The sequence below is a fragment of the Hydrogenophaga sp. L99 genome, from assembly GCF_058731905.1.
In genome coordinates, this window is the sequence record NZ_CM178972.1 from 1,260,827 (window position 1) to 1,284,411 (window position 23,585).

Annotated in this window: 26 protein-coding genes; 5 read left to right on the forward strand and 21 right to left on the reverse strand. The window is 64.3% G+C overall.

The window, feature by feature from the left end; all coding sequences use genetic code 11:
• Positions 1-6: 6 nt before the first annotated feature.
• Positions 7-699, reverse strand: a complete 693-nt coding sequence (locus AC4QBL_RS05975; RefSeq protein ID WP_472906397.1) for an arylesterase — start codon at positions 697-699, stop codon at positions 7-9.
• Between AC4QBL_RS05975 and AC4QBL_RS05980 the strand changes: the two genes are divergently transcribed.
• Genes AC4QBL_RS05980 through AC4QBL_RS05990 form a run of 3 tightly spaced genes read left to right on the forward strand, consistent with a single transcriptional unit; the run spans position 698 to position 2,544 of the window.
• A complete protein-coding gene (locus AC4QBL_RS05980; protein WP_472906396.1) occupies positions 698-1,384 on the forward strand; it encodes an ABC transporter ATP-binding protein in 687 nt (228 codons plus the stop codon). The two genes, AC4QBL_RS05975 and AC4QBL_RS05980, sit on opposite strands and share 2 nt — an antisense overlap.
• Positions 1,385-1,427: 43 nt before the next feature.
• Complete coding sequence (gene rlmB / locus AC4QBL_RS05985) at positions 1,428-2,171, forward strand: 23S rRNA (guanosine(2251)-2'-O)-methyltransferase RlmB (RefSeq protein WP_472899133.1); 744 nt, start codon at positions 1,428-1,430, stop codon at positions 2,169-2,171.
• Between the two features lie 28 nt (positions 2,172-2,199).
• Positions 2,200-2,544 carry a hypothetical protein gene (locus tag AC4QBL_RS05990; RefSeq protein WP_472899134.1) on the forward strand — a complete coding sequence of 115 codons (345 nt, stop codon included), beginning with the start codon at positions 2,200-2,202 and terminating at the stop codon, positions 2,542-2,544.
• A 63-nt stretch (positions 2,545-2,607) separates the two neighbouring features.
• Here the strand turns inward: AC4QBL_RS05990 and AC4QBL_RS05995 are convergent, their stop codons facing one another.
• From AC4QBL_RS05995 to AC4QBL_RS06060, 14 genes are all read right to left on the reverse strand, one after another.
• On the reverse strand, positions 2,608-3,204 hold the full coding sequence (locus AC4QBL_RS05995) for a chromate transporter (protein ID WP_472899135.1): 597 nt from the start codon (positions 3,202-3,204) through the stop codon (positions 2,608-2,610).
• The gene (locus tag AC4QBL_RS06000) at positions 3,201-3,812 is read right to left on the reverse strand and encodes a chromate transporter (protein ID WP_472899136.1); all 612 of its coding nucleotides are present in this window, start codon (positions 3,810-3,812) and stop codon (positions 3,201-3,203) included. The genes AC4QBL_RS05995 and AC4QBL_RS06000 overlap by 4 nt, the downstream gene beginning before the upstream one ends.
• Before the next feature lie 43 nt (positions 3,813-3,855).
• Positions 3,856-4,245, reverse strand: coding sequence for a response regulator (locus AC4QBL_RS06005; RefSeq protein ID WP_472906395.1), 390 nt, complete (start codon positions 4,243-4,245; stop codon positions 3,856-3,858).
• Positions 4,232-5,875: a sensor histidine kinase gene (locus AC4QBL_RS06010; RefSeq protein ID WP_472906394.1), complete on the reverse strand. Its 1,644-nt coding sequence runs from the start codon at positions 5,873-5,875 to the stop codon at positions 4,232-4,234. The genes AC4QBL_RS06005 and AC4QBL_RS06010 overlap by 14 nt, the downstream gene beginning before the upstream one ends.
• A gap of 135 nt (positions 5,876-6,010) precedes the next feature.
• The gene (fabG, locus tag AC4QBL_RS06015) at positions 6,011-6,754 is read right to left on the reverse strand and encodes a 3-oxoacyl-ACP reductase FabG (RefSeq protein WP_472899139.1); all 744 of its coding nucleotides are present in this window, start codon (positions 6,752-6,754) and stop codon (positions 6,011-6,013) included.
• Positions 6,755-6,917: 163 nt separating this feature from the next.
• Positions 6,918-7,580 carry a microcompartment protein gene (locus AC4QBL_RS06020; RefSeq protein ID WP_472906393.1) on the reverse strand — a complete coding sequence of 221 codons (663 nt, stop codon included), beginning with the start codon at positions 7,578-7,580 and terminating at the stop codon, positions 6,918-6,920.
• 26 nt (positions 7,581-7,606) lie between these two features.
• The gene (locus AC4QBL_RS06025) at positions 7,607-7,879 is read right to left on the reverse strand and encodes a BMC domain-containing protein (protein WP_053168996.1); all 273 of its coding nucleotides are present in this window, start codon (positions 7,877-7,879) and stop codon (positions 7,607-7,609) included.
• A 70-nt stretch (positions 7,880-7,949) separates the two neighbouring features.
• The gene (locus AC4QBL_RS06030) at positions 7,950-8,219 is read right to left on the reverse strand and encodes a EutN/CcmL family microcompartment protein (RefSeq protein WP_472906392.1); all 270 of its coding nucleotides are present in this window, start codon (positions 8,217-8,219) and stop codon (positions 7,950-7,952) included.
• A complete protein-coding gene (locus AC4QBL_RS06035; RefSeq protein WP_472906391.1) occupies positions 8,216-9,175 on the reverse strand; it encodes a nuclear transport factor 2 family protein in 960 nt (319 codons plus the stop codon). Before AC4QBL_RS06035 ends, AC4QBL_RS06030 begins: the two co-directional genes overlap by 4 nt.
• On the reverse strand, positions 9,172-9,786 hold the full coding sequence (locus AC4QBL_RS06040) for a BMC domain-containing protein (RefSeq protein WP_472899142.1): 615 nt from the start codon (positions 9,784-9,786) through the stop codon (positions 9,172-9,174). Before AC4QBL_RS06040 ends, AC4QBL_RS06035 begins: the two co-directional genes overlap by 4 nt.
• A gap of 9 nt (positions 9,787-9,795) precedes the next feature.
• Positions 9,796-11,292, reverse strand: coding sequence for an aldehyde dehydrogenase family protein (locus AC4QBL_RS06045; RefSeq protein WP_472906390.1), 1,497 nt, complete (start codon positions 11,290-11,292; stop codon positions 9,796-9,798).
• A gap of 19 nt (positions 11,293-11,311) precedes the next feature.
• Positions 11,312-11,872, reverse strand: coding sequence for an ABC transporter permease (locus AC4QBL_RS06050; protein ID WP_492131639.1), 561 nt, complete (start codon positions 11,870-11,872; stop codon positions 11,312-11,314).
• A complete protein-coding gene (locus AC4QBL_RS06055) occupies positions 11,862-12,662 on the reverse strand; it encodes an ABC transporter ATP-binding protein (protein ID WP_472899146.1) in 801 nt (266 codons plus the stop codon). The genes AC4QBL_RS06050 and AC4QBL_RS06055 overlap by 11 nt, the downstream gene beginning before the upstream one ends.
• Positions 12,663-12,694: 32 nt before the next feature.
• A complete protein-coding gene (locus AC4QBL_RS06060; RefSeq protein ID WP_472899147.1) occupies positions 12,695-13,699 on the reverse strand; it encodes an ABC transporter substrate-binding protein in 1,005 nt (334 codons plus the stop codon).
• Positions 13,700-13,845: 146 nt separating this feature from the next.
• Between AC4QBL_RS06060 and AC4QBL_RS06065 the strand changes: the two genes are divergently transcribed.
• Positions 13,846-14,562: a Crp/Fnr family transcriptional regulator gene (locus AC4QBL_RS06065; protein WP_472906388.1), complete on the forward strand. Its 717-nt coding sequence runs from the start codon at positions 13,846-13,848 to the stop codon at positions 14,560-14,562.
• A gap of 50 nt (positions 14,563-14,612) precedes the next feature.
• Here AC4QBL_RS06065 and AC4QBL_RS06070 read toward each other — a convergent pair whose 3' ends face one another.
• From AC4QBL_RS06070 to AC4QBL_RS06080, 3 genes are all read right to left on the reverse strand, one after another.
• Positions 14,613-15,548, reverse strand: coding sequence for an EamA family transporter (locus tag AC4QBL_RS06070; RefSeq protein ID WP_472906387.1), 936 nt, complete (start codon positions 15,546-15,548; stop codon positions 14,613-14,615).
• Positions 15,549-15,567: 19 nt separating this feature from the next.
• A complete protein-coding gene (locus AC4QBL_RS06075) occupies positions 15,568-17,745 on the reverse strand; it encodes a 3-hydroxyacyl-CoA dehydrogenase NAD-binding domain-containing protein (RefSeq protein ID WP_472906386.1) in 2,178 nt (725 codons plus the stop codon).
• A gap of 129 nt (positions 17,746-17,874) precedes the next feature.
• Positions 17,875-19,080 carry an acetyl-CoA C-acetyltransferase gene (locus tag AC4QBL_RS06080; protein WP_472906385.1) on the reverse strand — a complete coding sequence of 402 codons (1,206 nt, stop codon included), beginning with the start codon at positions 19,078-19,080 and terminating at the stop codon, positions 17,875-17,877.
• A gap of 120 nt (positions 19,081-19,200) precedes the next feature.
• On the opposite strand from AC4QBL_RS06080, the gene AC4QBL_RS06085 reads away from it, so the two are divergent.
• On the forward strand, positions 19,201-20,355 hold the full coding sequence (locus tag AC4QBL_RS06085) for an acyl-CoA dehydrogenase family protein (RefSeq protein WP_472906384.1): 1,155 nt from the start codon (positions 19,201-19,203) through the stop codon (positions 20,353-20,355).
• A gap of 21 nt (positions 20,356-20,376) precedes the next feature.
• Here the strand turns inward: AC4QBL_RS06085 and AC4QBL_RS06090 are convergent, their stop codons facing one another.
• Genes AC4QBL_RS06090 through AC4QBL_RS06100 form a run of 3 tightly spaced genes read right to left on the reverse strand, consistent with a single transcriptional unit; the run spans position 20,377 to position 23,538 of the window.
• A complete protein-coding gene (locus AC4QBL_RS06090) occupies positions 20,377-21,015 on the reverse strand; it encodes an ABC transporter ATP-binding protein (RefSeq protein ID WP_472906383.1) in 639 nt (212 codons plus the stop codon).
• 35 nt (positions 21,016-21,050) lie between these two features.
• On the reverse strand, positions 21,051-21,785 hold the full coding sequence (locus tag AC4QBL_RS06095; protein WP_472906382.1) for a general secretion pathway protein GspB: 735 nt from the start codon (positions 21,783-21,785) through the stop codon (positions 21,051-21,053).
• Between the two features lie 46 nt (positions 21,786-21,831).
• Positions 21,832-23,538 carry an ExeA family protein gene (locus AC4QBL_RS06100; protein WP_492131655.1) on the reverse strand — a complete coding sequence of 569 codons (1,707 nt, stop codon included), beginning with the start codon at positions 23,536-23,538 and terminating at the stop codon, positions 21,832-21,834.
• Positions 23,539-23,585 lie beyond the last annotated feature (47 nt).

Genomic DNA, 23,585 nt, shown 5'->3' on the forward strand with positions numbered 1-23,585 from the left:
GCACGATTATCGTTTGGGCAGCAGCTTGCGCAGTTCGGGCCACACGTTGTCTCGCATGATGGGTTGTGCGGCTTCGTTGGGGTGGATGCGATCGGCCTGGAACAGCTGGGTCGGGTCTTTCAAGTCACCCACCCCTTTCAGAAAAAATGGCACCAAGGCCGCTTTTTCCGTTTGCGCTACGGTCGTGAAGATCTCACGGAATTCCCGGCCGTAGGTGGCCCCATAGTTGGGTGGCATTTCCATGCCCAGCAACAGCACGCGCGCACCCGACTCGCGCGCGATGCGGGCCATGTGGGCCAGGTTGTCGCGCGTCATGTTCAGCGGCAGGCCGCGCAAGGCGTCGTTGCCCCCCAGTTCAATCACCACCACCGCGGGTTTATGTTGTTTCAACAAGGCGGGCAAGCGGGAGCGCCCGCCCGACGTGGTGTCGCCACTGATGCTGGCGTTCACGATCTGGGCGCGCACTTTTTCTTGGCTCAGTTGTTGTTCTAGCAGGGCCACCCAGCCGGTGCCGCGCCTGAGGCCGTATTCGGCGCTGAGCGAATCACCGACCACCAGTACGAGGGGCGCAGTAGGCGTTTTGGCGCCAGCCGCATGTGCCGCTGACTGCGCCAGGGCTGTGCCTGAAAACCCCATTGAGCTGGCCAGCAGGGCCAGCGCGTTAAAGTGACGTCGATTCAACTTGAAAAGTCCTTCCATGCCCGATGTGATGATTGCTGTACAGCACGTGTTCAAGTCGGTGACCGACTCCACGGGATCTTTGACCATTTTGCGCGATATCGATTTCACCCTGAACAAAGGGGAAACCGCCGCCATCGTGGGCGCCTCCGGCTCGGGTAAGAGCACCTTGCTGTCCATCATTGCGGGGTTGGACACGCCCAGCAGCGGCACAGTTCACATCGATGGTGTTGATTTGTTTGCCATGAACGAGGACCAGCGTGCTGCACTGCGCGCCCAGAAGGTCGGGTTTGTGTTTCAGAGCTTTCAGCTGCTGGGCAATTTGACAGCGCTGGAAAATGTGATGCTGCCGCTGGAGCTGGCGGGCCGGCGCGATGCACGGGCTATGGCTGCCGCCATGCTGCAGCGCGTGGGCCTGGGCGAACGGCTGGGCAGCTACCCCAAAGTGCTTTCGGGCGGCGAGCAGCAGCGCGTGGCACTGGCCCGGGCTTTTGTGGTGAAGCCGGCCGTGTTGCTCGCCGACGAACCCACCGGCAGCCTGGACTTTGCCACCGGAGGCAAGATCATGGAGCTGATGTTTGAGCTCAACCGCGAACTGGGCACGACGCTGGTGCTGGTGACGCACGACCGCGCCATTGCGCAGCGCTGCGAGCACTGCATCACCATTGAAGCAGGGCAGGTGGTGGCCGAAGCCGCCATGGACTGAAGCCCGGAACCGGCGGCGTTGGCCGGGCGGCGATAATCTCGTCATGTCCTCACACAAAGTGCTCTTCGGCTTTCACGCCGTGGGCGTGCGTCTCAAAACCGCGCCGAAATCTGTCGTTGAAATTTATTACGAGCCAACGCGGCGCGACATGCGCATGCGCCAGTTTCTGGACCGCGCCCGTGAAGCCGGGGTGCGGCTGATCGAGGCCGACGGTCTGCGCCTCGCCAAACTTGCCGGCAGCCATGGGCACCAAGGCGTGGCCGCGCGTGTGGAAGCGCTGGCGCAGGTGCATTCTCTCGATGAGTTGCTGGAAAAGCTGGAAGCCGAGGGCACGGTGCCGCTGCTGCTGGTGCTGGACGGAATCACCGATCCGCACAACCTGGGTGCCTGTTTGCGCGTGGCCGATGGTGCCGGCGCGCACGCCGTGATTGCGCCCAAAGACCACGCGGCGGGCATCAACGCCACCGTGGCCAAAGTGGCCAGCGGCGCGGCCGAGACCATGCCGTATTTCATGGTGACCAACCTGGCTCGTACCCTGAACGAGCTCAAGGAGCGCAACATCTGGATCATTGGAACCAGCGACGACGCACCGAAGACGCTGTACCAGGTCGATTTGAAAGGCCCAACGGCGCTGGTGCTGGGCGCCGAAGGCGAGGGCATGCGCCAGCTCACCCGCAAGACCTGCGACGAGCTGGTGAGCATCCCCATGCATGGCGCGGTGGAGAGCCTCAACGTGTCGGTGGCCAGCGGGGTGTGCTTGTACGAAGCGCTCCGCCAGCGCACCTGAGCCTTGCATTTATTCCCAGATGACGACCATGAAACATGACCGGGTGCGCATGTTGGCGCTTGCGCTGGCCACCACGCTGCTGGCCGCTTGTACCCAAGAGCAGCAAAACAAGCTGGGCCGAGAAATTCAGAACTGGACTGGTGCGAACGGCGTGCTGGAGGTGTACGCCGGTGACAAACTGGTGCGCCGTTTTCTGAAGATTGACAAGATCAGCACCGCGCTGGGCACCGACGATGGCAAGCCCCGTGCTTACCGATTTGGCTACGGTGTGCTGGACGAAAACCTGAACATGCTGGCAGACCCCGGGGAAAAGAAGGTGTATTTCGAGATCAGCGATTACACCAACGCGGTGTTCTTCGAGAACCCGCGCTGAGCCACGAGCGCTGCACGTTGCAGGGTGTGGTGTGATACCGCCCAGAAACCCATCAAGTGTGGCTCAAACCCAGCCCAGGGCGCCCAGCAGGCCACCGGCACCAATCAGCCACAACAGGTGCATTTTGGTGCGCCACACCAGCAGCGTGACGACAGCGGTGAGCAGCCACAGCCGCCAGTCGCGTGTGGGGTGGTCGTGTGAGCCGGTCAGCAACCAGCCGGTGGCGATCAGCAGCGCAATGACGATAGGTGCCATGCCGGTCTTGAAGGCCCGCACGGCGCGCACCTCGCGGTTGCGGTGTGCCCAGCGTGTGGCGGTGTAGGTCAATACCGAAGACGGCAGCATGATGGCCACCATGGTTACCAGCACGCCCAACAGGGCCAGTGCCCAGGCCACTGCGCCACCGCCTGGGCCACCGCCCGCATTGAGCCCGACGTTCCACCCCAGCAGGGCCACAAACAGCACGTTGGGCCCTGGCGCAGCTTGCGACAAAGCGATGGACGAGCTGAACTGGGCGTCGCTCAGCCAGGCGTTTTGGTGCACCAGGTAGCGGTGCATGTCGGGTGCGGTGGTGATGGCGCCCCCCACAGCCAGCAGCGACAGCGAGGCGAAGTGGCCGAACAGGTCCACCCAGTTGGGCAGTGTGGGCGCCATGCTCATGGGCGGTTTGCCCTGTGGGCAGGCGCCGCGCCCACCACTCGGTAGGCCCACAGACAAGCCCCACCGCCAATGCCCAGCAGCACCCACAGCAAGGGCCAGCGGAGCAGCGCAATGGCCACAAACGTGAGCGCTGCCAACGCGATGCACAGTCCCATGCCCATGGCGTTTTTGTCCAGCGCCCCGATCAGCTTGATGCCGGTGGCGGTGATCAGACCCGCAGCGACGGCGCCCATGCCGCGCAGGGCGTTCTGCGCCACCGCGGTCTCGGCCACGCTGCCGTAAAGGGCAGCAAGCACGAGCACCACGACCAGCGGCGCCGCCAGCATGCCCGCCAGCGCAACCAGCGCGCCCGACAGCCCGAAATAGCGCCCGCCGATCATCAGCGAGAGGTTGACCACATTGGGCCCCGGCATGATCTGGGCCACGGCCCAGTCTTCAATGAACTGCTCGCGCGTCATCCAGCGCTTTTTTTCCACCAGTTCGCGCTGCACCACCGCCAGCACCCCACCAAACCCTTGCAGGGCCAGCCAGGTGAACGACAGGAAGAGGTCTGCCCGCGAAGCCGGTCGGTTTGGCGCTGCGGGTTCGGTGCTGGGCTCGGGTGGCATAGGCGTGGTTATCGGTGGCTGCCAAGCCACGGAGGTGAGCGGATCAGATGCCGGTGGCCAGGAGTTTCTGGACCATGGCTACGGCCAGAGGTTTGGTGACATAGCCCCGGATCACCGGCATCTCGTCAGCCCGCTGGCGGTCCAGCGGGGAGCCGGACGAGGTGAGCATGACCAGCAACACGGTGGGCTTGCCCGCGATCATCGGGGTCGCGCGTTCGGCCACCTCAAAGCCGTCCAGCATGGGCATGTTGATGTCCAGAAAAATGCAGGTGGCTTGATCCAGCGTGTCGGTTTGCAAAAACGTCAGCGCGTCGACCCCGGTTTCAAACACCAGCACCTCGCCTGCAAAGCCCGCCTTGCGGATCATGATCTCGTGGTAGACGTTGTCGGCCTCGTTGTCGTCCACCAGGATGAAGCGTTCAACGGTTTTCATAGGGCGTTCCTTCGGGTGGGGTCGGCTTGCGGGAAAGTGTGAGTGTGAAACAGCTTCCTGCGCCTGTTTCCGAACTGACGGTAACGCCGCCACCGTGCAGTTCGGCGATGCGGCGGCAGATGGACAGACCCAGTCCGGTGCCGGCGTATTGCTTGCGGGTGTGCAGTCTTTTGAACAGGTCGAAGATGCGTTCAAACTGCTCGGCGGGTATGCCAATGCCGTTGTCTGTCACACGCAACGCCAGGAAGCCAGCGGACTCCATGGCGCTGATGTGGACCGCTGGCGGCACGCCTTGGCGTGCGAACTTGAGTGCGTTGGTCACCAGGTTTTGCAGCGCTACGCGCAGCAGTGAGGCATCGCCTTGGACCGTGGGCAGTTCGGCGCAAGTGAGGGTGCCGCCTGAGCGCTCCAGGGCGGCAGACAAGTCGTCCTGCAGCTCGGCGAGCAGGTGGTTCAGATCGATACTGGCTGGGACGATGACCTGCTTTTCAAGCTGGACGAAGTGCAGCAGATCGTCGAGCAGGGTCCGCATGCGTTCCCCGCCGGCGTGCACGAAACCGAGGTGGCGCTGGGCATGGATGGGCAAGTCGCCGGTGTGGTCTTGCACCAGCAGCGATGTGAAGTTGTTGATGGAGTTGATGGGTTCGCGCAGGTCGTGCGAGATCATGTGGATGTAACGCTCTTGCTCCAGCGTTTTTTCCTTCAACATGCCCACCGTCTGTTGCAGTTGCACTTCTTGCTGTTTCAGCGCGTGTATGTCGTGGCCGCGCATCACCACCCCCAACACCTCGCCGGTGGCATTGCGCACAGGCAACAAAGACACCTCGAGGTGCCTGGCGCCGCGTGCGGTGAAGTGGGCGGTGTGCTCATAAAAGACCTCTGTTCCGGCAAATGCTTGCTGGAGCTTGTCCTCAATGAGCGTGCGGTACAGCGCTTCGCCCACCCGCTCGCGCACGGTCTGACCAATGACGGCTTCGCGCGCGCAACCCCAGTAGTCCAGGTAGGTCTGGTTGACGTCCTGGTACACGCCCTGATTGTCGATGTAGGCCATCAGGTCGAGTCCCGAGACGGCCATGGCCATCAGGGCCTGGTTGCGCAGCCGGTTTTCCTCTTCCTCGCGCAAGGCTTCCTGCTGGCGGGCCTTTTCGTGCTCCAGCAGCGTCACCACCAGTCTGGACAGCGCTCGGAGTGCGTCGGCTTGTGGCCCGCTGAGTTGGCGCGCCTGCTGGTCGATGACACACACGGTGCCGAGGGCGAAGCCGTCGTCGGTGACGATCGGTGCGCCGGCATAAAAGCGGATGTCCGGCGTGCCTTGCACCAGCGGGTTGTCGTGGAAGCGCACGTCGCAAGTCGCGTCCTCGACTACCAGCACCTCTTCGGGTGTGAGGATGGCATGCGAGCAAAAAGCCATTTCTCGACCGGTCTGTGTGGCACCCAGGCCGACCCTTGACTTGAACCACTGGCGGTCTTTGTCGATGAGTGAAATCAGTGCCACGGGTGTGCCGCAAATGGAAGAGGCCAGGGCCGTGATGTCGTCAAATGCCTTTTGCGGCAGCGTGTCAAGCACACCGAAACTCACCAGTTTGGCCAGGCGCTCGGTTTCGTTTTCAGGCTGGGGGGCAGATTGCATGGGGTGGCGGTGAGCGTAGGCGGCTGGCTGAAGCAGAGGCGGCCGCCGGCCTTTGCCGCACGGACGGTTGAACCCCCAAAAAGTACATTATCCCGCGCCCGGCTTCCCGGCATCGTTGCGTGCGCCCTGTGACGGTCAGACCGACATGCCGCCTGAGACCTCGATCACGGCGCCGTTGATGTAGCTGGCCTCGTCGCTGGCCAGAAAGGCGTAAACATTGGCGATTTCTTCGGGCTGGCCCAGGCGGCGCAGCGGCACGCGGTGTTCCATCTCGCTGATGACTTTTTCAGGAATGGTGCTGAGGATGGGCGTGGCGATAAAGCCTGGTGCCACCGCGTTCACGCGAACGCCTTTGGGCCCCAGTTCGCGGCTCCAGGTCTTGGTGAAACCAATCACGCCGAACTTCGCGGCGGCGTAGTTGGTCTGGCCAAAGTTGCCATAGATACCCACCACGGACGACGCATTGAGAATGACGCCGCTGCCTTGCGCGGTCATGCAGTCGGCCACGGCCTGAGCGCAGTGGAACACGCCGCGCAGGTTGACATCAATCACCCGGTCAAACTGCTCCAGTGTCATTTTTTGCAGGCGCGCATCTTGGGTAATGCCCGCGTTGTTGACCAGCACGTCCACGCGGTCAAAGCGCTCCAGCACCTGCGCCACCACCGCGTCCACCATGGTGCGCTGTGTCACGTCCATCACAAACCCAACGGCCTGGGCGCCGAGGGCCTCGCACTGCTTCACGGCGTCGTCCACGGCCGTTTGCTTCACGTCGCAGACGATGACGACGGCGCCTTCGCGCGCAAATTTGAGGGCGGTGGCCAGGCCAATGCCCTGTGCTGCGCCGGTGATGAGGCTGATCTTTCCGTCGAGTCGTTTCATGGTGGTTTCCAGTGGAGACAAACTGTTGAAGCCACAGATTGTGCTGGAAAGCCCAGGGGTATCTGGACGGTCGGCTGTCGCATCGGTTTAGTGCCGTGCCGCCCCGACCAGGTGCACCGGGCGCACGCGCACGCCGCGCCCGGTGCCCTAGTTCAAGGCCATGTCAGCGGCCCGGAATCTCGCCCAGCAGCTTTTCGACATGGTTTTTGGCCTGGGTCAGGGAGGCCATGCTGCCGCTCAGGTACATGCGGCCACTGGCGCCGATCATGCTGCACTCGACCAACGTCACGTCGGGTGCAATTTTCTCGGCTTCGTTGGCCATGTGGGCGCCAAACAAAGCCGGGGCCACTTCCATGAGCAAGAGGTTTTGTCCTGGCAGCACCATGCTGGCCTGGCGGGTGCGGTTCATCAGCACGGCGTGCTGATCGGTCACATTTTCCAGAATGTCGCTGTAAAGCAGTTGTGGGCGCAACTGGTCTTCGGCCTTGGCGCCCATCCAGTCAAGGATGACCTGGCCCGCACGCTCCAGGGCTGCGCTGTCGTTGCTGTGCAATTCCAGCACGCCAAACTGCCGCTCGACAGCGAGGATGCCGGGCTCCAGGCTGGGCTCTGCTTTCAGGGCGAGGTCAATCACCCGCTGGATGGACAGCCCGGGGGCAATTTCCACCAGTAGCGAATGGGTGCCTTGCATCGCCACGTAGCCTCGCGCGCCCAAGGGCGAACTCATCCACGACGAAAACTGGCGTTGCAGGTCGGTGAGCGTCAGGTAGACCCGAAGCTCGGCCGCCGGTTTGGCGGGTGCAGCGGCATTTTTGCTTGTGGCCATGCGGCCTCCTTGTGGACGTTCGCGGATCAGTTGCCGTCAAAGGCTTTTTGCACGTCGGCGTGTGGGCGCGGAATGACGTGGCAGGACACCACCTCACCAATGGCGCCAGCGGCTTCTGCACCGGCTTCGGTGGCGGCCTTCACAGCACCCACGTCACCCGAAACGATGATGGCGACCAGGCCGCCGCCGACTTCTTTTTTGCCAACGATGTTGACGTTGGCAGCTTTGACCATGGCGTCGGCCGCCGCGAAAGCAGCAACATAACCTTTGGTTTCGATCATTCCGATGGCTTGTGACATGTGAGTCTCCTTGATGGGTTGAAAAAAGAAAGGGTTAAGGGAAGGGGTGAGGGGAACATCTGCCGCTGCGTCAACGCATCGGCGTAGGGGTGTCGTAGCCGTCGAGCGAAGCGATGATCAGCGCGTCGGCCACCACGCGCGGGTGGGCCGGCGCGAACCACCAGGCCGCTGGTGCGCTGATGGTGATCATCACGCGCTCGCCAATGCCGCAGCCCATGGGGTCGTAGCACACGACGACATCTTTGGGGTAGTCGAGTTGCACCTCCAGCAGGGCGCCGGCGGGCAACTCGGGCAGGCGTTTGCTCGCCACAATGCGGCCAATCACGGTTCCGGTTTTCATGGTGCAGCTCCTCGGTCAATGGTGATGCCGCGCTTGCGCAAGGCTTCTTTGCCCAAGGGGGCCATCACCGCCTTCGGGTTCAATCGCACCTGCTTCACGCCAGGCGCCAGGGTCTTGACCAGCTTTTCGCCAATCACCCCCTTGAGTTCCGGCACGGTCTGGGCAGACTTGTGTACGGGCTCATCGCCATGCGCGTCTGGGCAATCGCAGGCCTTGCCGTCTTTGCACGAGGGGCAGCACGCGGCCGGATCGATGGCGGTGGTGGCGGCCATGGCCGATGCGCCTGTGGCGGCCACGGCCTTCACCGCCGCTTCGTCCACCCGCATGTCAAAGCGCAGCAAACCGGTTTGCGCCGCTTGCAGCAAGGCCGGGCTGGCGGCCAGGCGCTTGAACAGTTCGGTCAGCGCGGTGGCTTGTGCAGCCGTGCCCACACGCAAGGGCACCACCACGCCAGCCGGCGCTGAGGGGGCGTTCGAGGGGGCGTTCGAGGGGGCAGGGGCCGCTGGCGCAGCCGGCTTGGCCGCACCGACTTGTTTCCAGTAAGCGTCTTTGCGGGCAATCAGGCCGTCGCGGATCTGGTACACGTCGGTGCCGTCAAACGTGCCCATCTGACCACCGGGCAGCGGCACACTGACCTTGTAGTTTTGCACCACCGTCTGGCCCAGCACGTTCATGTGCGAATCCGAAAACTTCGGTCCAGCGGGGCTGGCAAAGCGCTCTTTCAAAAACGCGAGGCAGGCCGCGCGACCGCGCAGGACGCGAGCGTCGGGCAGACTCCACACCACGTCGGGCGCAAAGCAGGCCACGATGGCCTCGGCGCTCACGGCCTCATAACCGGCTTCGAAACGCCGCATCAGGGCGGCCACCGCATGGTCGGTAGCGGGCGTGCTCTGTGAAGCGCTCAACGCGGTGCGCAACTGCGCCCGGATCTGCGCACGCAGGGCCTCGGTGCTCATGCGGTACCTCCGGCATCGCGGATCACGGCCTCGGCCACGGCGGCGGCGGCGCGCACATCGGACGCATTGCCCGACAAATACAGGCGACCCGCAGGCCCCATAAAGCGGCAGTCGATCAGCTTCACGTTGGCCGACTTTTCGGCCTCGTTGGCCACCAGCAGCGCGTAGGACGAGGTCGTCATTTCCATGATGTAGAGCGACTCGCCGGGCAGCAGCATGCTGCCGGACTTGCTGCGGTTGATCAGAAACGCGTGGTAGCCGTCCACCCGATCGATCACCTTGGACGCGAGGATCTCAGGCTTGAGCACGTCTTTCTCGCTCACCCCCATGGCTTCGAGCACGGCCGCACCAGCCGACTTGACGGACGAGGAGGACTGGCCGTGGAACTCCAGGTAACCAAACTGGCGCTCGACCACCAGGTTGCCGGGCTTGACGTTGTCGTGCTTCAGCGCGATGTCGGTCAGCCATTCGATGTCCATGCCGGGCGCCACTTCGATCACCATGGCGGCATCGTTGTGGCGCGGCAGAAAACCGCGGGCGGTAGACCCCAGCAGACACATGAGTTGTGGCTGCAAGCGGTCCAGAAAAATGTAGCTGCGCAAAGTGGACATGGCGGTTTCTCAGCGAAGGTGTTCGAGTTCTTCCTGCACGATGCGCAGGACCATGGCCTGGAGCTCAGGCGTGAGGGTGTTGAGCTGGACGGTGGTGGCGGCGGCCGGGGCGGCCACCGGCGTCATGGCGCCGGCCCAGCCACCGGGCAGGGGAAACGCCACGCGTTTCCAGTTCACCAGCAGTTCGGGCCCAACGTTGCAGTCCACCGAGCTTTTGCCCGCGTAGCCGGTGCCGATGGTGAAGGTGTAGGGCAGGCCGGTGTTGGCGCCGGTGCTGTCGTGCACCGTGCTGCCGTTGACGACCACGCGGTAGTAGTCAAGCGCTGCACCCCAGTACACCGCTTGTTCGGGTGACGCCGTATGGATGCCCGAGGTATGACCCGAGCCGCTGTGCTGCAGCATCGACTGGGCGACGCCAATCGCCTGCTTGATGTCGTCCACGACCACGCAGGCCAGGATGGGGGAGAGTTTTTCCCGCAGCAGCGCGTGGCCGGCCTGTGGGTTGGTCACCAAGCACACCAGCGCTTCACAGCCAGTGGGCACCTGCACACCGGCGGCCTGCGCAATCTCGTGCGCGGGGCGGCCCACCACCTTGCCGTTGAACTTGCCGCCGGGAAAAGCGTATTGCTGGATCTGCAAGGCTTCTTGCTCGGTGCAGATGTGAGCGCCCTGGCGCGCCAGGGCTTGCTGCATCTGCGGCGCAATGCTGGCGTGCAGCATCAGCACCGACGGGGCCGAGCAGGGACTGCCGTGATCGAAGTTTTTGGCTGTGACGATGAGCGGTGCAGCGGCGTCCAGGTCGGCACTGGCATCCACATAAATGGGGACGTTGCCGGAACCCACGCCAATGGCGGGGTTGCCCGAGCTGTAGGCAGCGCGCACCATGGGTGTGCCGCCGGTGGCCAGAATCACGTCTGTGCGCGGGTCTCGCATGAGTGCGCTGGTGGCTTCCACCGTGGGGCGCGTCAAAATTTGCAGCGCGTGGGCGGGCCCGCCGGCTTGCTCAATCGCCGCCTGCAGTTCGCGCACCACTTCGGTACAGCAACCCAGCGCCACCGGGTGGGGCGAAATGACCAGTGCGTTGCGGGTCATCAGGCACATGATGGATTTGAAGATGATGGTGGCCACGGGCGAGGTGGAGTTGGACAACCCCACCACCACACCCGCAGGCCGTCCAATCTCGACCAGGCGCAGGGCGTCGTTGCGGCGCACACCGCCCAGGGCCACGTTGTCCCAGGCGCTGGGGGTGAGCGTGCAGGCGAGCTCGTTTTTGGCGATCTTGTCGGCCACTTTGCCGATGCGGCTTTCACGCACCGCCCACTCGGCATAAAACGCGGCACGCGGTAACAACGCGGCGGCCACGGTTTTGGCCACGTGCTTGGCCTCCTCGGGCGTCCAGCCTGCGAGCACGGTGGCGGCCTGGCGGGCACGGCCCAGCAAGTCCCGGGCCTCCTGCAAGGCGGCCAGGTCGTGGTCGGCCAGATCGGTAGAACGGATGGAGCTCATGTTGTGGGATGGCTCGGGTTCAACCGCGCTGGGCCGCTGTGAAAATCACCGGCACCGCGCCGGGCAGGGTCACCTGAAAGAAGGTGGTCACGGCGCTGGCGCCCAGCGTTTTGCACAGCGTCACGTGGTCCTGGCTGACGCCGCGGATGCCCGCCACGGTGCTGGAGAGCACGATGAAGAACGTCAGGCTGCACCCCACCGCGATCTTGGAACCCAGCCCGAGACCGAACCACAGGATGAACAGCGGCGCCAGCGCGATGCGGGGCATCACGTTCATGGCGTTCAGATACGGGTCGAGGAATTTTTCGACATGCGGGAACGCCACGAACAGCAGGCCCACCGCCATGGCTGCGCTGCTGCCCAGGACAAACGAGATCAGGGTGCCCGCCATGGTCCAGCCCATGTCGGTCCAGAGCTTGCCGGTGGCGATGTTGTCCCACAGGAACTTGAGCACCCCGCTCGGTTGGCCCACAAACGTGGGGTTGAGCCAGCCCTTGACGGTGAACCATTCGCCCAGCGCCAGCAGCGCGGCAATGAACACGATGTGGGCTGCGCCCCAGCGCATGGTTTCAGCCTTCATGTTTGCTCCAGCCAGATTCCAGGTGTGACCAGAGCTGTGCATACAGCTCATGGAAGTGCGGGTCTTTTTGCAGCTCGCGGATGGACCGCGGGCGGGGCAGGTCGATGGCGATATCGGCCACGATGCGGCCCGGGCGCGACGTCATGACGACCACCCGGTCGGACACGGCCACCGCTTCCGAGAGGTCGTGTGTGACGAACAGCACCGACTGCTGGTGTTGCTGACACAGCCTCAACAGAAGGTCTTCGAGCTGCAGCTTGGTTTGTGCATCCAGTGCCCCAAAGGGTTCGTCCATCAGCAGCAGCGGCGAGCCCATGGCAAAGGTGCGTGCCAGGGCCACACGCTGGCGCATGCCGTGCGACAGGGCCTTGGGCAAGGTTTTCTCGAACCCGGCCAGCCCCACTTCCTGCAGCATGCTGCGGGCGCGTTCCTCGGCTTGGGCACGCGGCACGCCGCGCACCTCCATGCCAAACATCGCGTTGCCCAGCGCCGTTTTCCAGGGCAGCAGGCTGTCGCGGGCCAGCATGTAGCCCACCTGCGGGTTGCCCTGGCGCGGCGCTTGTCCGCCCACCTGCAGGCCGCCCTTGCCGGTGTGCGGCACCAGGCCAGCAGCCAGGTTCAGCAGCGTGGTTTTGCCACAGCCGCTGGGACCCACCAGCGAAACAAACTCGCCTTGGCGGACGTGCAGCGAGACATCTGAAAGCACCTGGTTGGTGCCATCAAAGCTCAGGTGCACGCCGTCGGCGGCGATGGCCAGGGTCGTAGCGCTCAATTCGGTTGCTCCGCTCATGCAGTCGTTCGGTGGGGCTGTGGGTGGAGCGTTCAGCGCAGTTGCAAGACTTTGCTGGTGTCAAACTTCTTGTCGATCTGCTGGGTGTTGTGCAGGTAGTCAGCCGCGTGCTGCAGTGCCTTGCTGTCCAGCGAGAAGCGCACACCGCTGATCGAATTGCGCAAGGAGGCTTCAATCGCGGCCGCACCGGCGGGACCTTCGATCTTGAAGGTGTCGTTGATCACCTTGAGCACGGCAGCAAAGTTGGCTGGGTTCTGGGCGAAGGCTTCTGCCTCGCGCATGGCTTTGGCAAAGGCGTCGAGCGTGGCGCCTTTCTTTTGCGCAAACTCGCCGCGCACCGTCATTGGCCCTGAGGCGCCGTTGAGGTTGGTGATCGCGTCGGGGCCTTCGCCTTTGCGCGGATCCACGATCACGCGGCACACTTTCATGGCCGCACAAAAGCCGTCCATGGGGGCGAACAGCATGACCGCATCGACCTGTTTGTTGGCGATGGCGGGCAGGGCGGTGTTGGGTGCTCCGACGGGCACGATGGTCACGTCGCTGCCCGTCATGCCAGCGCCTTTGAGCAGGTCGAGCAACTGAAATTCAGCGCCGGAGCCACGGGCTGTCACGCCGATTTTCTTGCCCTTCAGGTCGGCCATCACAGCGGGGTAGCCCTTGGCCGCATTGGGTGTTTCGGTGTGGGCACCGGCCATCAAAAAGAAAATGTTGTCGCGCGCCGCGTTGCCAATGATCTTCAGGTCTGCGCCCTTGTTGGCCGCCTGGATCACCACCTCGGCCGGGCCGAACGCGATGTCGATGTCGCCCGCCATCAGGGTCTGAATGCCGAGTGGGCCCGAGGGAATGGTCTTGAGCTCGCACTTGAGACCGTTCTTCTCGCAATAGCCGTTGGCCGCTGCCACCCGAACAATCATGTTGCCCAGGCCGGGGTAGTCTTGAATGCGCAAGGTTTCGGTTTGCGCCATGGCGCTGGCGCCCAAGCTCAGCGCAACAGCGCCCAGGGTGGCGCGAAGGAATCCAGGTGTTGAAAGGGTCATGTCGTCTCCAATGGGGTGGTAGTGGCTTGATCTGCGTCAAGCTGTGTGAAATGGATTAAATTCCGCAACCTTCCGGCAAATTGTTTCTGATGTGACAATTTAAGGGAAAGCACTCAAAATTACTTTTTAGGCCCTCTGGACAAGCCATGCCCCTGCCGCCTTCCCGCCCTTTGAATTCAAGCCGCTCGCCGGTCGCTGCCCCGGCTTTCAAGGCTGTGGATGCGGATCTGTTCACGAAAGCGTGGGCCGAAAAGTCGGCGCTGACGCCGCGCTCCACCCAGGCTCTGAAAAGCGTGGGCGTGCTTCGGAATTGGACCGAAGGACAGGTGTTGCTGAGCCGGGGGCAATCGACCGCCACGGCGCTGCTGCTCATCAAGGGGCGCCTGCGCGTCAGCGTCACGACCCCTGAAGGTGAGGAGCAATTGCTGCGCTGGATGCTGCCGGGCGAGATATCGGGCTTGAGCTCGGTCTTTGCTGAAACCACCTACCCAGCCGATCTGGTTTCTGCAGGCCCCAGCCAGGTTCTGCATGTGGAGCGGGCGGGAATGGTCGACCTGATCAGCCGGGATGCCGCCGTGGCGGTCGACCTCTTGCGGATTCTGGGTTTGCGGATCAACCAGTTGTTTGACACCTTGGCCGATCAGGGCATGCACAGCCTGCGGCAACGTGTGTGGGCTGCGCTGGAGCGCATTGCCAAGTACAACAGTGTGGCGGTGGCCGATGGGCTGCAGCTGCGGGTGAGTCAGGCCGACTTGGCACAAGCGGCCAATGCGTCGCGCCAGCGCGTCAACCAGCAGCTGCAGCGCTTTCAGGACCAGGGGCTGATCCGCCTGGGCTACCGCAACATCGTTTTGTTGCGGTAATCGGGCCAGCGGCAAAGAGGCACGAGGCCAGTGCGCTGCCCCGCTGGGTTTCAGTCGGCGGGTTGGCTCCGGCGCTCAGCGATGCCCTTGACCAGGGCTCTCAACGGGCCAGCCTGGTTGATGACCAGACCCAGCAACACCGCCGCCGTGCCGGCCCACTGCCAGCGCTGCGGCAGTTCGCCCGAGAACATCCAGGCCGCCCAAAGGCCCACCACCGGGACCAGCAGGGAGAACGGCGTTACCCGGCCAGCCGGGTGCCGTTTCAGCAGCAGCGTCCACAGGCTGTAGGCCAGCAGTGTGGCCAGCCAGGCCAGAAACAGCACCGCCAGCCAGGCGCGTCCATCCATGCCCATGAGCTGGCGCCACACTGTCGACGGGCCGTCGGCCCACGCCGCCAGCGCCAGGAAGGGAACCACCGGGAACAGGCTGCTCCAGACGATAAAGGGAAACGGCTCGTAGTCGGCCACCCGGCTCGCCAGGCGCGCGATCAGGTTGGACACGGCCCACATAAAGGACGCTGAGAGCGTGAGCACGAAACCCGCCAGCGTCATCTGGCCCGCGCCTTCGCCGCTGGCGTTGGCGATCATCAGCAGGCCGGCCAGCGCCACCGCCAGGCCCCACCACTGCGATGGACGAGCGCGCTCGCCGAGCAGCGGCACCGCCAGCAGCAGGGTGAAGAACGCCTGGGTCTGCATCACCACTGAGGCCATGCCCACCGTCATGCCCATGTGGAGACCGAGAAAGAGGAAGCCAAACTGGCCCAGGCCCTGTGCCAGCCCGTAGCCGGCAACGTATTTCCATGGCAGCCGGGGAAACGGCACAAACAGCAAGAAAGGCACGGCGGCCACCGCGAAACGCAAGGCACCCAGCAGCATGGGCCCCACATCTTGCAGGCCGACCTTCATGACCACGAAGTTCAGTCCCCAGATGACCACCACCGCCAGCGCACCGAGCAGGTCGCCGGGCGACAGTTTGGAGGTGTTCAACGACGGGCCTTCACCGGCATCAGTACACAGGCTGGTGCTGTCGCAGGGTAGCCTTCACGTCGGCGCTCAACGCAAATCCTGGGCCGTGTTGGGCGGCCAGTTCACCGCAGCGCTGCTCAAAGGCTTCAATCCCCATGCCGTAGATAAACTGCAGGGCGCCACCGGTCCAGGCGGGGAAACCGATGCCGAAGATGGAGCCGATGTTGCCGTCGTGCACGCTGGTGAGCACGCCCTCAGCCAGGCAACGCGCGGTCTCCACCGCTTGGCGATACAGGAGGCGGTCTTTCACCGTCTGCAAGTCCCAGGCCGCGCCCGGTTGTTCAAACAGGGTTTTCAGCTCGGGCCACAGGTGCTTTTTTTGCCCTGCGGGGTAGTCGTAAAAGCCACCGCCGGCGGCGCGGCCTGCGCGGTTCAGCACTTTCACCATGCGCTCCACCAGCAACTCGCCCGGCGTGGCGGTGTAGGTCTTGCCCTCGGCAGCCAGGTCGGCGCGGGTCTGGTCGAGCACATGCACCGAGAGCGAGAGCGCGGTTTCGTCCAGCACCGCCAGCGGGCCCACCGGCATACCGGCCTGCATGGCGGCGTTTTCAATGACGGCGGCCGGGATGCCTTCGCCCAGCATGGCCGCGCCTTCCATCACAAAGGTGCCAAAGGTGCGGCTGGTGTAGAAGCCGCGCGAGTCGTTCACCACGATCGGCAGCTTGCCCAGCGCCTGCACGTAGTCGTAGGCGCGGGCGATGGTCTCGTCGTCGGTGTCTTTGCCTCGGATGATCTCCACCAGCTTCATCTTGTCCACCGGGCTGAAGAAGTGGATGCCGACGAACTTCTGTGGCTTGGCGCTGGCCTGGGCCAGGCCGGAGATGGGCAGGGTGGACGTGTTGCTGGCGAAGAAGCCACCGTCGGCCAGCATGGGCTCGGCCTCCTGGGTCACTTGGGCTTTCAGCGCGCGGTTTTCAAATACGGCCTCGATGATCAGGTCGCAGCCTGCCAGGTCTTGTGCGCTGTCGGTCGGCTTGATGAGGCTCAGGATGCCTTGCTGCTTCTCGGCGCTCATTTGGCCCTTGTCCACGCGCTTCTGCGTGAGCTTGGCCGTGTAGCCCTTGCCCTTTTCGGCGGCATCAAGGCTCACGTCCTTGAGCACGGTGGCGATGCCTCGGGTCGCTTGCGCATAGGCGATGCCCGAACCCATCATGCCGGCGCCGAGCACGCCCACTTTTTTCGGCTGGTATTTTTCCGTTCGTCCTGAGCCGGTCGAAGGGCCCGGCCTTGACTGTCCGCCCTTGATGGCGTTCAGGTTGAAGAAGAAGGTGTTGATCATGTTCTTGGCCACGGGGCTGACCATCAGCCCGGCCAGGTAGCGGCTCTCGATGCGCATGGCGGTGTCGAAGTCCACCATGGCGCCTTCGACCATGGCGGCCAGCGCCGCTTCGGGGGCGGGGTAGAGGCCCCGGGTCTTTTGCTTCAGCACGGCGGGCGCCACGCTCAACATGCCGGCGATCTTGGGGTTGCTCGGTGTGCCGCCGGGCATTTTGTAGTCCTTGCGGTCCCACACGTGTTGCGCGGCCTCGGGCTTGCCTTGCGCCGCTTCAATGAAGGCGAGCGCGCGCGGCATCAGCTCGTCGGGTGTGGCCACCAGCTCGTGCACCACGCCGATTTTCAAAGCTTCCTCGGGGCCAAACAGCTTGCTTTCCAGCACATAGGGCTGCGCGGCCATGAGGCCCAGCACCCGCGTCATCTTGGTGATGCCGCCGCCGCCGGGAATCAGGCCCAGCGTGATCTCGGGCAGGCCAAACTGCACCTTGGGGCTGTTGACGGCGATGCGGTGGTGGCCCACCAGCGCCACCTCCCAGCCGCCGCCGAGCGCTGCGCCGTTCAGGCAGCTCACCACGGGAACACCCAGGGTTTCAAGGGTCCGAAAGTTGCGTTTGATGCGCTCGATTTCGGTGAACACGCGCGGTCCGTCGGCAGCGGTGGAGCGCATCACGCCCTTCAAGTCGGCGCCAGCAAAAAAGGTGCTCTTGGCCGAGGCCAGCACGATGCCTCTGAGCTGGGCCTTGTCTTTCACCACCTGGGCCGCGACGGCGTCCAGGTCGTCTTGCCACTGCAGGCACATGGTGTTGACCGGCGAGCCCTGTTCATCGAAGGTGATGGTGGCAATGCCGTTGGTGAGTTCGTAGCGGATGGTTTTCGTGATCATGTCAGGGCTCCTGAGATGCCTTGCGAGCGAGGTGTCTGTGAGAGAACGCGGTGGAACCGGCTTTGCCGGGCCTCTGGCGTTGCCCCCTCACAGGGGGTGACACGCGAAGCGTGGCGCGGGGGTGGGTCGTCAGACCCTTTCGACGACTGTGGCGATGCCCATGCCACCGCCCACGCAGAGGGTGGCGAGGCCATAGCGCTTGCCCGTGCGGTGCAGCTCGTCGATCAGCGTGTTCAGGATCATCGCGCCCGTGGCGCCCAGCGGATGCCCCATGGCGATCGCGCCGCCGTTGACGTTGACCTTTTCATGCGACACACCCATCTCCTGCATGAACTTCATGGGCACGGCGGCAAAAGCTTCGTTGACCTCAAACAGGTCGATCTGGTCGATGGTGAGGCCCGCCTTGGCCAGTGCCTTGCGCGCCGCCGGCATGGGGCCGGTGAGCATGATGGTCGGGTCGGCGCCCGAGAGCGCCACGGCCACGATGCGTGCACGCGGCGTAAATCCGTGCGTCTTGCCGGCTGCTTCCGAGCCGATCAGGATGGCCGCTGCGCCGTCCACAATGCCCGACGAGTTGCCGGCATGGTGCACGTGGTGGATCCGCTCCACCTGCGGGTAGCGCTGCAGGGCCACGGCATCAAAACCCATGGCGCCGAGCTGCTCAAAAGCGGCCTTCAGCCCGCCCAGGCCTTCCAGCGTGGTGTGGGGTTTGATGAACTCGTCCTGCGCCAGAATGGTTTGACCCAGCGCGTCCTTCACCGCCACCACCGAGCGGTCAAAGTAACCGGCGGCGCGCGCGGCCGTGGCGCGTTTTTGCGATTCGAGTGCGAAGGCGTCCACATCGGCCCGGGTGAAGCCGCTCAGGGTGGCGATCAAATCCGCGCCAATGCCCTGCGGCACAAACAGCGTGGCGCTGTTGGTTTCGGGGTCTTGCGCCCAGGCGCCGCCGTCGGAGCCAATGGGCACGCGGCTCATGCTTTCCACGCCGCCAGCCACCACCAGGTCTTCCCAACCGCTTTTCACCTTCATGGCGGCCATGTTTACCGCTTCCAGGCCCGAGGCGCAGAACCGGTTGATCTGCACGCCCGAGCAGCGCCAGTCCCAGCCGGCTTTCAGCGCCGCCACCTTGGGCAGCACCGAGCCCTGCTCGCCGATGGGCGAGACCACGCCCATCACCACGTCGTCCACGGCGGCGGTATCCAGGTCGTTGCGGCGTTGCAGCTCGGTCAGCAGGCCGGCCAGCAGGTTGACCGGCTTCACCTCGTGCAGGCTGCCGTCCTTCTTGCCCTTGCCGCGCGGCGTGCGGATCGCATCAAAAACGTAGGCTTCAGTCATGCTGTCTCCTTGGGAACTGTCCCTGTGGCGTCCCTCTGGATGGAACGGACGGAACAGTATAGACTTTTGCCAAGCATTTGCTTTGTAAAAATAAACCCACCCAGTCTGATAGGTGACACCATGATCGACCGCACCCTTTTCAACGCCGACCACGAAGCCTTTCGCGACAGTTTTCGCCGCTTCATGGACAAGGAAATTGCGCCCTTTCACGAGGCTTGGGAAGAGCAGGGCTTTGTGGACCGCGCCGTGTGGAACAAGGCCGGCGAAAACGGCTTTTTGTGCATGACCATGCCCGAAGCCTACGGGGGCTCGGACGCCGACAAGCTGTATTCGGTGGTGCAGATGGAGGAGCTGGCGCGCGCGGGTTTCAGCGGTATCGGCTACGGGCTGCACAGCGAAATTGTGGCGCCGTACATCTTGCACTACGGCACCGAAGCGCAAAAGCAAAAGTACCTGCCGCTGCTGGCCAGCGGCGCCATGGTGGGCGCCATTGCCATGAGCGAGCCTGCCGCTGGCAGCGACCTGCAAGGCGTGAAGTCCACCGCCATCAAGCAGGCCGATGGCAGCTACCTGCTCAACGGCAGCAAAACCTTCATCACCAACGGCTGGCACGCCGACCTGGTGATCGTGGTGGCCAAGACCGACCCGGCTGCGGGCGCCAAGGGCACGAGCTTGTTGCTGATCGAACGCGGCATGCCGGGCTTTGAGAAGGGCAAGCGCCTGAAAAAGCTGGGCATGAAGGCGCAGGACACGTCCGAGCTATTTTTCGATAACGTGCGCGTGCCGGCCGAAAACCTGCTCGGCGCCGAAGGCAAGGGCTTCATTTGCCTTATGGAACAGCTGCCCTGGGAGCGGCTGCAGATCGCCATCGGTGCGGTGTCGGCCGCGCAGGCTGCGATTGACTGGACAGTGACCTATGTGAAAGACCGCAAGGTGTTTGGCCAGACTGTGGCCGCGTTTCAAAACACCCGCTACAAGCTGGCCGAGATGCAGACCGAGGTGCAGGTGGCCCGCGTGTTTGTGGACAAATGCTGCGAACTGGTGGCGGTGGACCAGCTCGACACCGCCACCGCCAGCATGGCCAAGTACTGGTGCAGCGACCTGCAATGCAAGGTGATGGACGAGTGCGTGCAGCTCTTTGGTGGCTACGGCTACATGTGGGAATACCCCATCACACGGGCCTACGCCGACGCGCGGGTGCAACGCATTTACGGCGGCACCAACGAGATCATGAAAGAAGTGATTTCGCGCGGCATGGGTCTGGGCGGCCGGTAACCACCCGCATGGCCCGGTCGCTCAGAGGTTGATGACGGAGGCCAGTGCGATGCCCGCTGGCGCCTCGTAATCCGCGATGACCCAGGCACGGCTCGGGTGGCTGGCGGCTTCTTGCAGCAGCGCGGTCAAAAACCGCATCGATGGTGCGTCGAGTGCGGCAAAGGGCTGGTCGATCAGGGTGAGTGGTGTGCCTGCGGCAAAGGCCGCACTCAGCCACACCTTGCGCTTGCTGCCCGCCGAGAGCATGTACATCGGCTTGTTCAGGTGCGGTTCGAGGGCGAACCCAGTCACCAGGTCTGCCAGTGCCTCGGTGTTGAAGCGGGGGTAGTGGTGGCTCAGGCTGTCCAGGTAGCCCGCAGCGCTGATGGCATCGTGCGCTTCGGTCTGGGGGTCGATCCAGAACACCTGTTGGCGGTAGGCACCGTGCTGCTCGTCCAGCCGGGTGCCGTGGATGCTCAAGGTGCCTGAATCGGGCACCAGATCACCGGCCATCAACCGGATCAGGCTGCTTTTGCCACAACCGTCGTCGCCCCGAACCAGGCTCAGGCCGGGCGGGATGCTGAAGCTGACCGCGTTGAACAGCGGGCGGTTGGGCCATGCAAAACACAGCTGTTCGGCTTTCAAAACGGGCTTGACCAAGGAGGGACGCTCGGTGTTCATGGGGTTGTTCCGTTGGGGTCTGGGGTTGCGCGGGTTCAATAACCAATGCGGTAGCGCAGGCCACGGTGGTTCAGCACCGCGCTGCGTGGCCCGATGGTTTCCAGCACCAGCCCCGGCGCAACTTCTTGCCCCTCTTGCACCACCTTGCCGTTGGCAATGAGCATGCGGTGCGCCGGATTTTGCGAGTAGGTGGAGCCACTCACATTGACCGCTGGCAACGCTGCGCGTGCTTCGGGTGACAGCTCGGCGAAGCTGCGCACCGGCGCAGGTGCTGCGGCGCCTGCTGCGGGAGGCTGCGTGCTGGGGCCGCTGCTGGCGGTTGCAGGGGCTTCGGGTGACGCGCTCGGGGTGCTGGTTGCCGCGCTTTTGGCCTCGGGCAGCGTGGTGAGCGGGGCAGGGGGTGGCGGAGCCAGCAGGGGCAGCACCGCCTCGGGTGGCGCCGCGAGCACGGGCGGTGGTGCGCTGGGTTCGGGGTTGACGGCCGGGGTGGGGTCTGGGGTGGTGGGTGCCTGCTGCTGCGAGGCCGTCGGCATGGCTGCGTGGCTTGCGGCGCCGGCCTCAGAGGGCTGGGCAGGTGCGGGTGGTTGCATCCACCAGGCGGCCAACGCCACAGCCATAGCCGCCAGCGCGAGGACGGCCGCGATGATCCACCCATTTTTGCGACCGCGTGGGGCTGCTTCAGGCGGCACGTTGTGCGTGTGCAGGCCGGGCACGTGGCCGCGCTCCCGTTCGGCGTCGGCGCGTTTGAGTGCGTCAAGAATGTAGGACATCGGCAGGTCTTGGGGATTGGGTCGGTTAGACGCGGGGTGCGAGCGCTCAGTCCAGGCCCAGACGGGGTTCATCGACACCGCTGGCCCGGTTGACCAGCATGAAGGTCATGGGGCCCGCCAGGCCATCGCCATCAACGCCCTGGCTGCGCTGAAACGCGCGGACGCGTGCCGAAAAATCGGTCGACTCAGCAGCGATCTGGCCGGTGGATTGCAGTTGCTCCAGTTGCTGTGCGAGCCAGTCGGCTGCCGGGCCGGTGTTGCCGTTGTTCAAACGGCCTTGCTGGCCCGGTGGTGTGCGCCACAGGGTTGCATAGTCACCGCGCCAGATGTCGGCCAGCGCGGTGAGCGGCACGAGCCAGCGTTCGTTTTCGGTGCGCAGCGTGGCCGTTTCGCTCGTCATGGCCGTCAGCACTGCCCAGCCGTTGCCTTGGCCTGGCAGTCGAAGCAAGAGCGCTGCGGGGCGGTCCATTTGCCGCAGGCCGTGCAGGGTCATGCGGCCGATACGAAAGCATTGCAGTTGTTCGCGTGGCGCGTCTGTGCAAGGCGCGGTTTGGCTGAGTGCCGCGCCCCACAAGGGGCCCATGGCATGCAGGGCGGCCGCTTCGTTGCGCCACAGGGCCGAAAAGGGTAGTGGCCCCGGTGTGGGTTCTGGCGTTGGCGGGGCCGCGACAGGTGGCTCGGGTGGCACGGCCGAGGCGGTGGCTGCAGCGGCCGCCGGTTCGGTCTGCGGTGGAGGGGGCAGCACGGGCGCCGTGGTGGTTGGCACGTTTTGGCTGTCCGGCGTGTGGGGTGCGGGCGCCAGGGTGCTTCCCGTCCACAGCCAGAACAGCGCGGCCGCCGAGGCAGCACCGCCCAAGGCGCCCAGGGCCAGCGTGCCCAGACGTTGGGCCAGCGCCTGGGCCGGTGCAGCTGCAGGCGCGGTTGCCAGCGCTTCGGACTCAAACACCTCGGCGGCGGCCTTGTCGACCACAGCGCGCTCTACCCGGGGCTGTCCGGTGGCGTAGGCGCCGAGCAGGGCGCGGTCGCACAGCAGGTTGATGCGGCGCGGCACGCCGCGCGTGAGCGCATGGATGCGGCGCAGCGCGTCGTCTGAAAACGGCAACGGGCCTTGCAGGCCCGCCACGCCCATGCGGTGCTGGATGTATTGGCGCGATTCGGTTTCGGTGAGCGTGCCCAGGTGAAAGCGGGCAATCACGCGCTGGGCGAGCTGTTCCAGGTCTGGGCGGGCCAGCATCTGGCGCAGCTCAGGCTGGCCAATCAGGATGATCTGCAGCAGCTTGCGTTCGCTGGTTTCCAGGTTGGTCAGCAGACGCAACTGTTCCAGCACGTGGGGGGTGAGGTTTTGCGCCTCGTCGATGATCAAGATGTTGTGCTGCCCGGCCGCGTGGCTGCGCAGCAGGTAGTCGTTCAAAGGGTCCAGGTAGTCTTTGATCGTGGCCGGTCCCACCCCTTCATGCTCCACCGCCACCTGAAACTCGTGGCAAATGGTTTTGAGCAGGTCGCCCACGGTGAGCTTGGGGTTGAAGATGTAGGCGACGTTGCAGTGCTTGGGGAGTTGTTCCAGGAAGCAGCGGCAAATGGTGGTCTTGCCCGCACCAATCTCGCCGCTGAGCAACACAAAGCCGCCGCCGCCTTCAATGCCGTAGAGCAGGTGCGCCAGTGCCTCCCGGTGGCGCTCGCTCATGAAGAGGTAGTGCGGGTCCGGGGCAATGGAGAAGGGGGCCTGCTTGAGGCCAAAATAACCGGCGTACATGCCCTTGAGGATAACGGCGGCGCCGGGGTCGGGCAAATGCGGGTCAA

Excerpts from the sequence above, each read along its gene's own strand:
- AC4QBL_RS06040 (WP_472899142.1), bottom strand. The coding sequence starts at position 9,786 with ATGTCCACTTTGCGCAGCTACATTTTTCTGGACCGCTTGCAGCCACAA.
- AC4QBL_RS06030 (WP_472906392.1), bottom strand. The coding sequence starts at position 8,219 with ATGAAAACCGGAACCGTGATTGGCCGCATTGTGGCGAGCAAACGCCTG.
- AC4QBL_RS06035 (WP_472906391.1), bottom strand. The coding sequence starts at position 9,175 with ATGAGCACCGAGGCCCTGCGTGCGCAGATCCGGGCGCAGTTGCGCACC.
- AC4QBL_RS06065 (WP_472906388.1), top strand. The coding sequence starts at position 13,846 with ATGCCCCTGCCGCCTTCCCGCCCTTTGAATTCAAGCCGCTCGCCGGTC.
- AC4QBL_RS06000 (WP_472899136.1), bottom strand. The coding sequence starts at position 3,812 with ATGCCACCCGAGCCCAGCACCGAACCCGCAGCGCCAAACCGACCGGCT.
- AC4QBL_RS06075 (WP_472906386.1), bottom strand. The coding sequence starts at position 17,745 with ATGATCACGAAAACCATCCGCTACGAACTCACCAACGGCATTGCCACC.
- AC4QBL_RS06090 (WP_472906383.1), bottom strand. The coding sequence starts at position 21,015 with ATGAACACCGAGCGTCCCTCCTTGGTCAAGCCCGTTTTGAAAGCCGAA.
- AC4QBL_RS06045 (WP_472906390.1), bottom strand. The coding sequence starts at position 11,292 with ATGAGCTCCATCCGTTCTACCGATCTGGCCGACCACGACCTGGCCGCC.
- AC4QBL_RS06010 (WP_472906394.1), bottom strand. The coding sequence starts at position 5,875 with ATGCAATCTGCCCCCCAGCCTGAAAACGAAACCGAGCGCCTGGCCAAA.
- AC4QBL_RS06005 (WP_472906395.1), bottom strand. The coding sequence starts at position 4,245 with ATGAAAACCGTTGAACGCTTCATCCTGGTGGACGACAACGAGGCCGAC.
- fabG (WP_472899139.1), bottom strand. The coding sequence starts at position 6,754 with ATGAAACGACTCGACGGAAAGATCAGCCTCATCACCGGCGCAGCACAG.
- AC4QBL_RS06020 (WP_472906393.1), bottom strand. The coding sequence starts at position 7,580 with ATGGCCACAAGCAAAAATGCCGCTGCACCCGCCAAACCGGCGGCCGAG.
- AC4QBL_RS06095 (WP_472906382.1), bottom strand. The coding sequence starts at position 21,785 with ATGTCCTACATTCTTGACGCACTCAAACGCGCCGACGCCGAACGGGAG.
- AC4QBL_RS06055 (WP_472899146.1), bottom strand. The coding sequence starts at position 12,662 with ATGAGCGGAGCAACCGAATTGAGCGCTACGACCCTGGCCATCGCCGCC.
- AC4QBL_RS06050 (WP_492131639.1), bottom strand. The coding sequence starts at position 11,872 with ATGAAGGCTGAAACCATGCGCTGGGGCGCAGCCCACATCGTGTTCATT.
- AC4QBL_RS05980 (WP_472906396.1), top strand. The coding sequence starts at position 698 with ATGCCCGATGTGATGATTGCTGTACAGCACGTGTTCAAGTCGGTGACC.
- AC4QBL_RS05990 (WP_472899134.1), top strand. The coding sequence starts at position 2,200 with ATGAAACATGACCGGGTGCGCATGTTGGCGCTTGCGCTGGCCACCACG.
- AC4QBL_RS05975 (WP_472906397.1), bottom strand. The coding sequence starts at position 699 with ATGGAAGGACTTTTCAAGTTGAATCGACGTCACTTTAACGCGCTGGCC.
- AC4QBL_RS06100 (WP_492131655.1), bottom strand. The coding sequence starts at position 23,538 with ATGTACGCCGGTTATTTTGGCCTCAAGCAGGCCCCCTTCTCCATTGCC.
- AC4QBL_RS06025 (WP_053168996.1), bottom strand. The coding sequence starts at position 7,879 with ATGTCACAAGCCATCGGAATGATCGAAACCAAAGGTTATGTTGCTGCT.
- AC4QBL_RS06060 (WP_472899147.1), bottom strand. The coding sequence starts at position 13,699 with ATGACCCTTTCAACACCTGGATTCCTTCGCGCCACCCTGGGCGCTGTT.
- AC4QBL_RS05995 (WP_472899135.1), bottom strand. The coding sequence starts at position 3,204 with ATGAGCATGGCGCCCACACTGCCCAACTGGGTGGACCTGTTCGGCCAC.
- rlmB (WP_472899133.1), top strand. The coding sequence starts at position 1,428 with ATGTCCTCACACAAAGTGCTCTTCGGCTTTCACGCCGTGGGCGTGCGT.
- AC4QBL_RS06085 (WP_472906384.1), top strand. The coding sequence starts at position 19,201 with ATGATCGACCGCACCCTTTTCAACGCCGACCACGAAGCCTTTCGCGAC.
- AC4QBL_RS06080 (WP_472906385.1), bottom strand. The coding sequence starts at position 19,080 with ATGACTGAAGCCTACGTTTTTGATGCGATCCGCACGCCGCGCGGCAAG.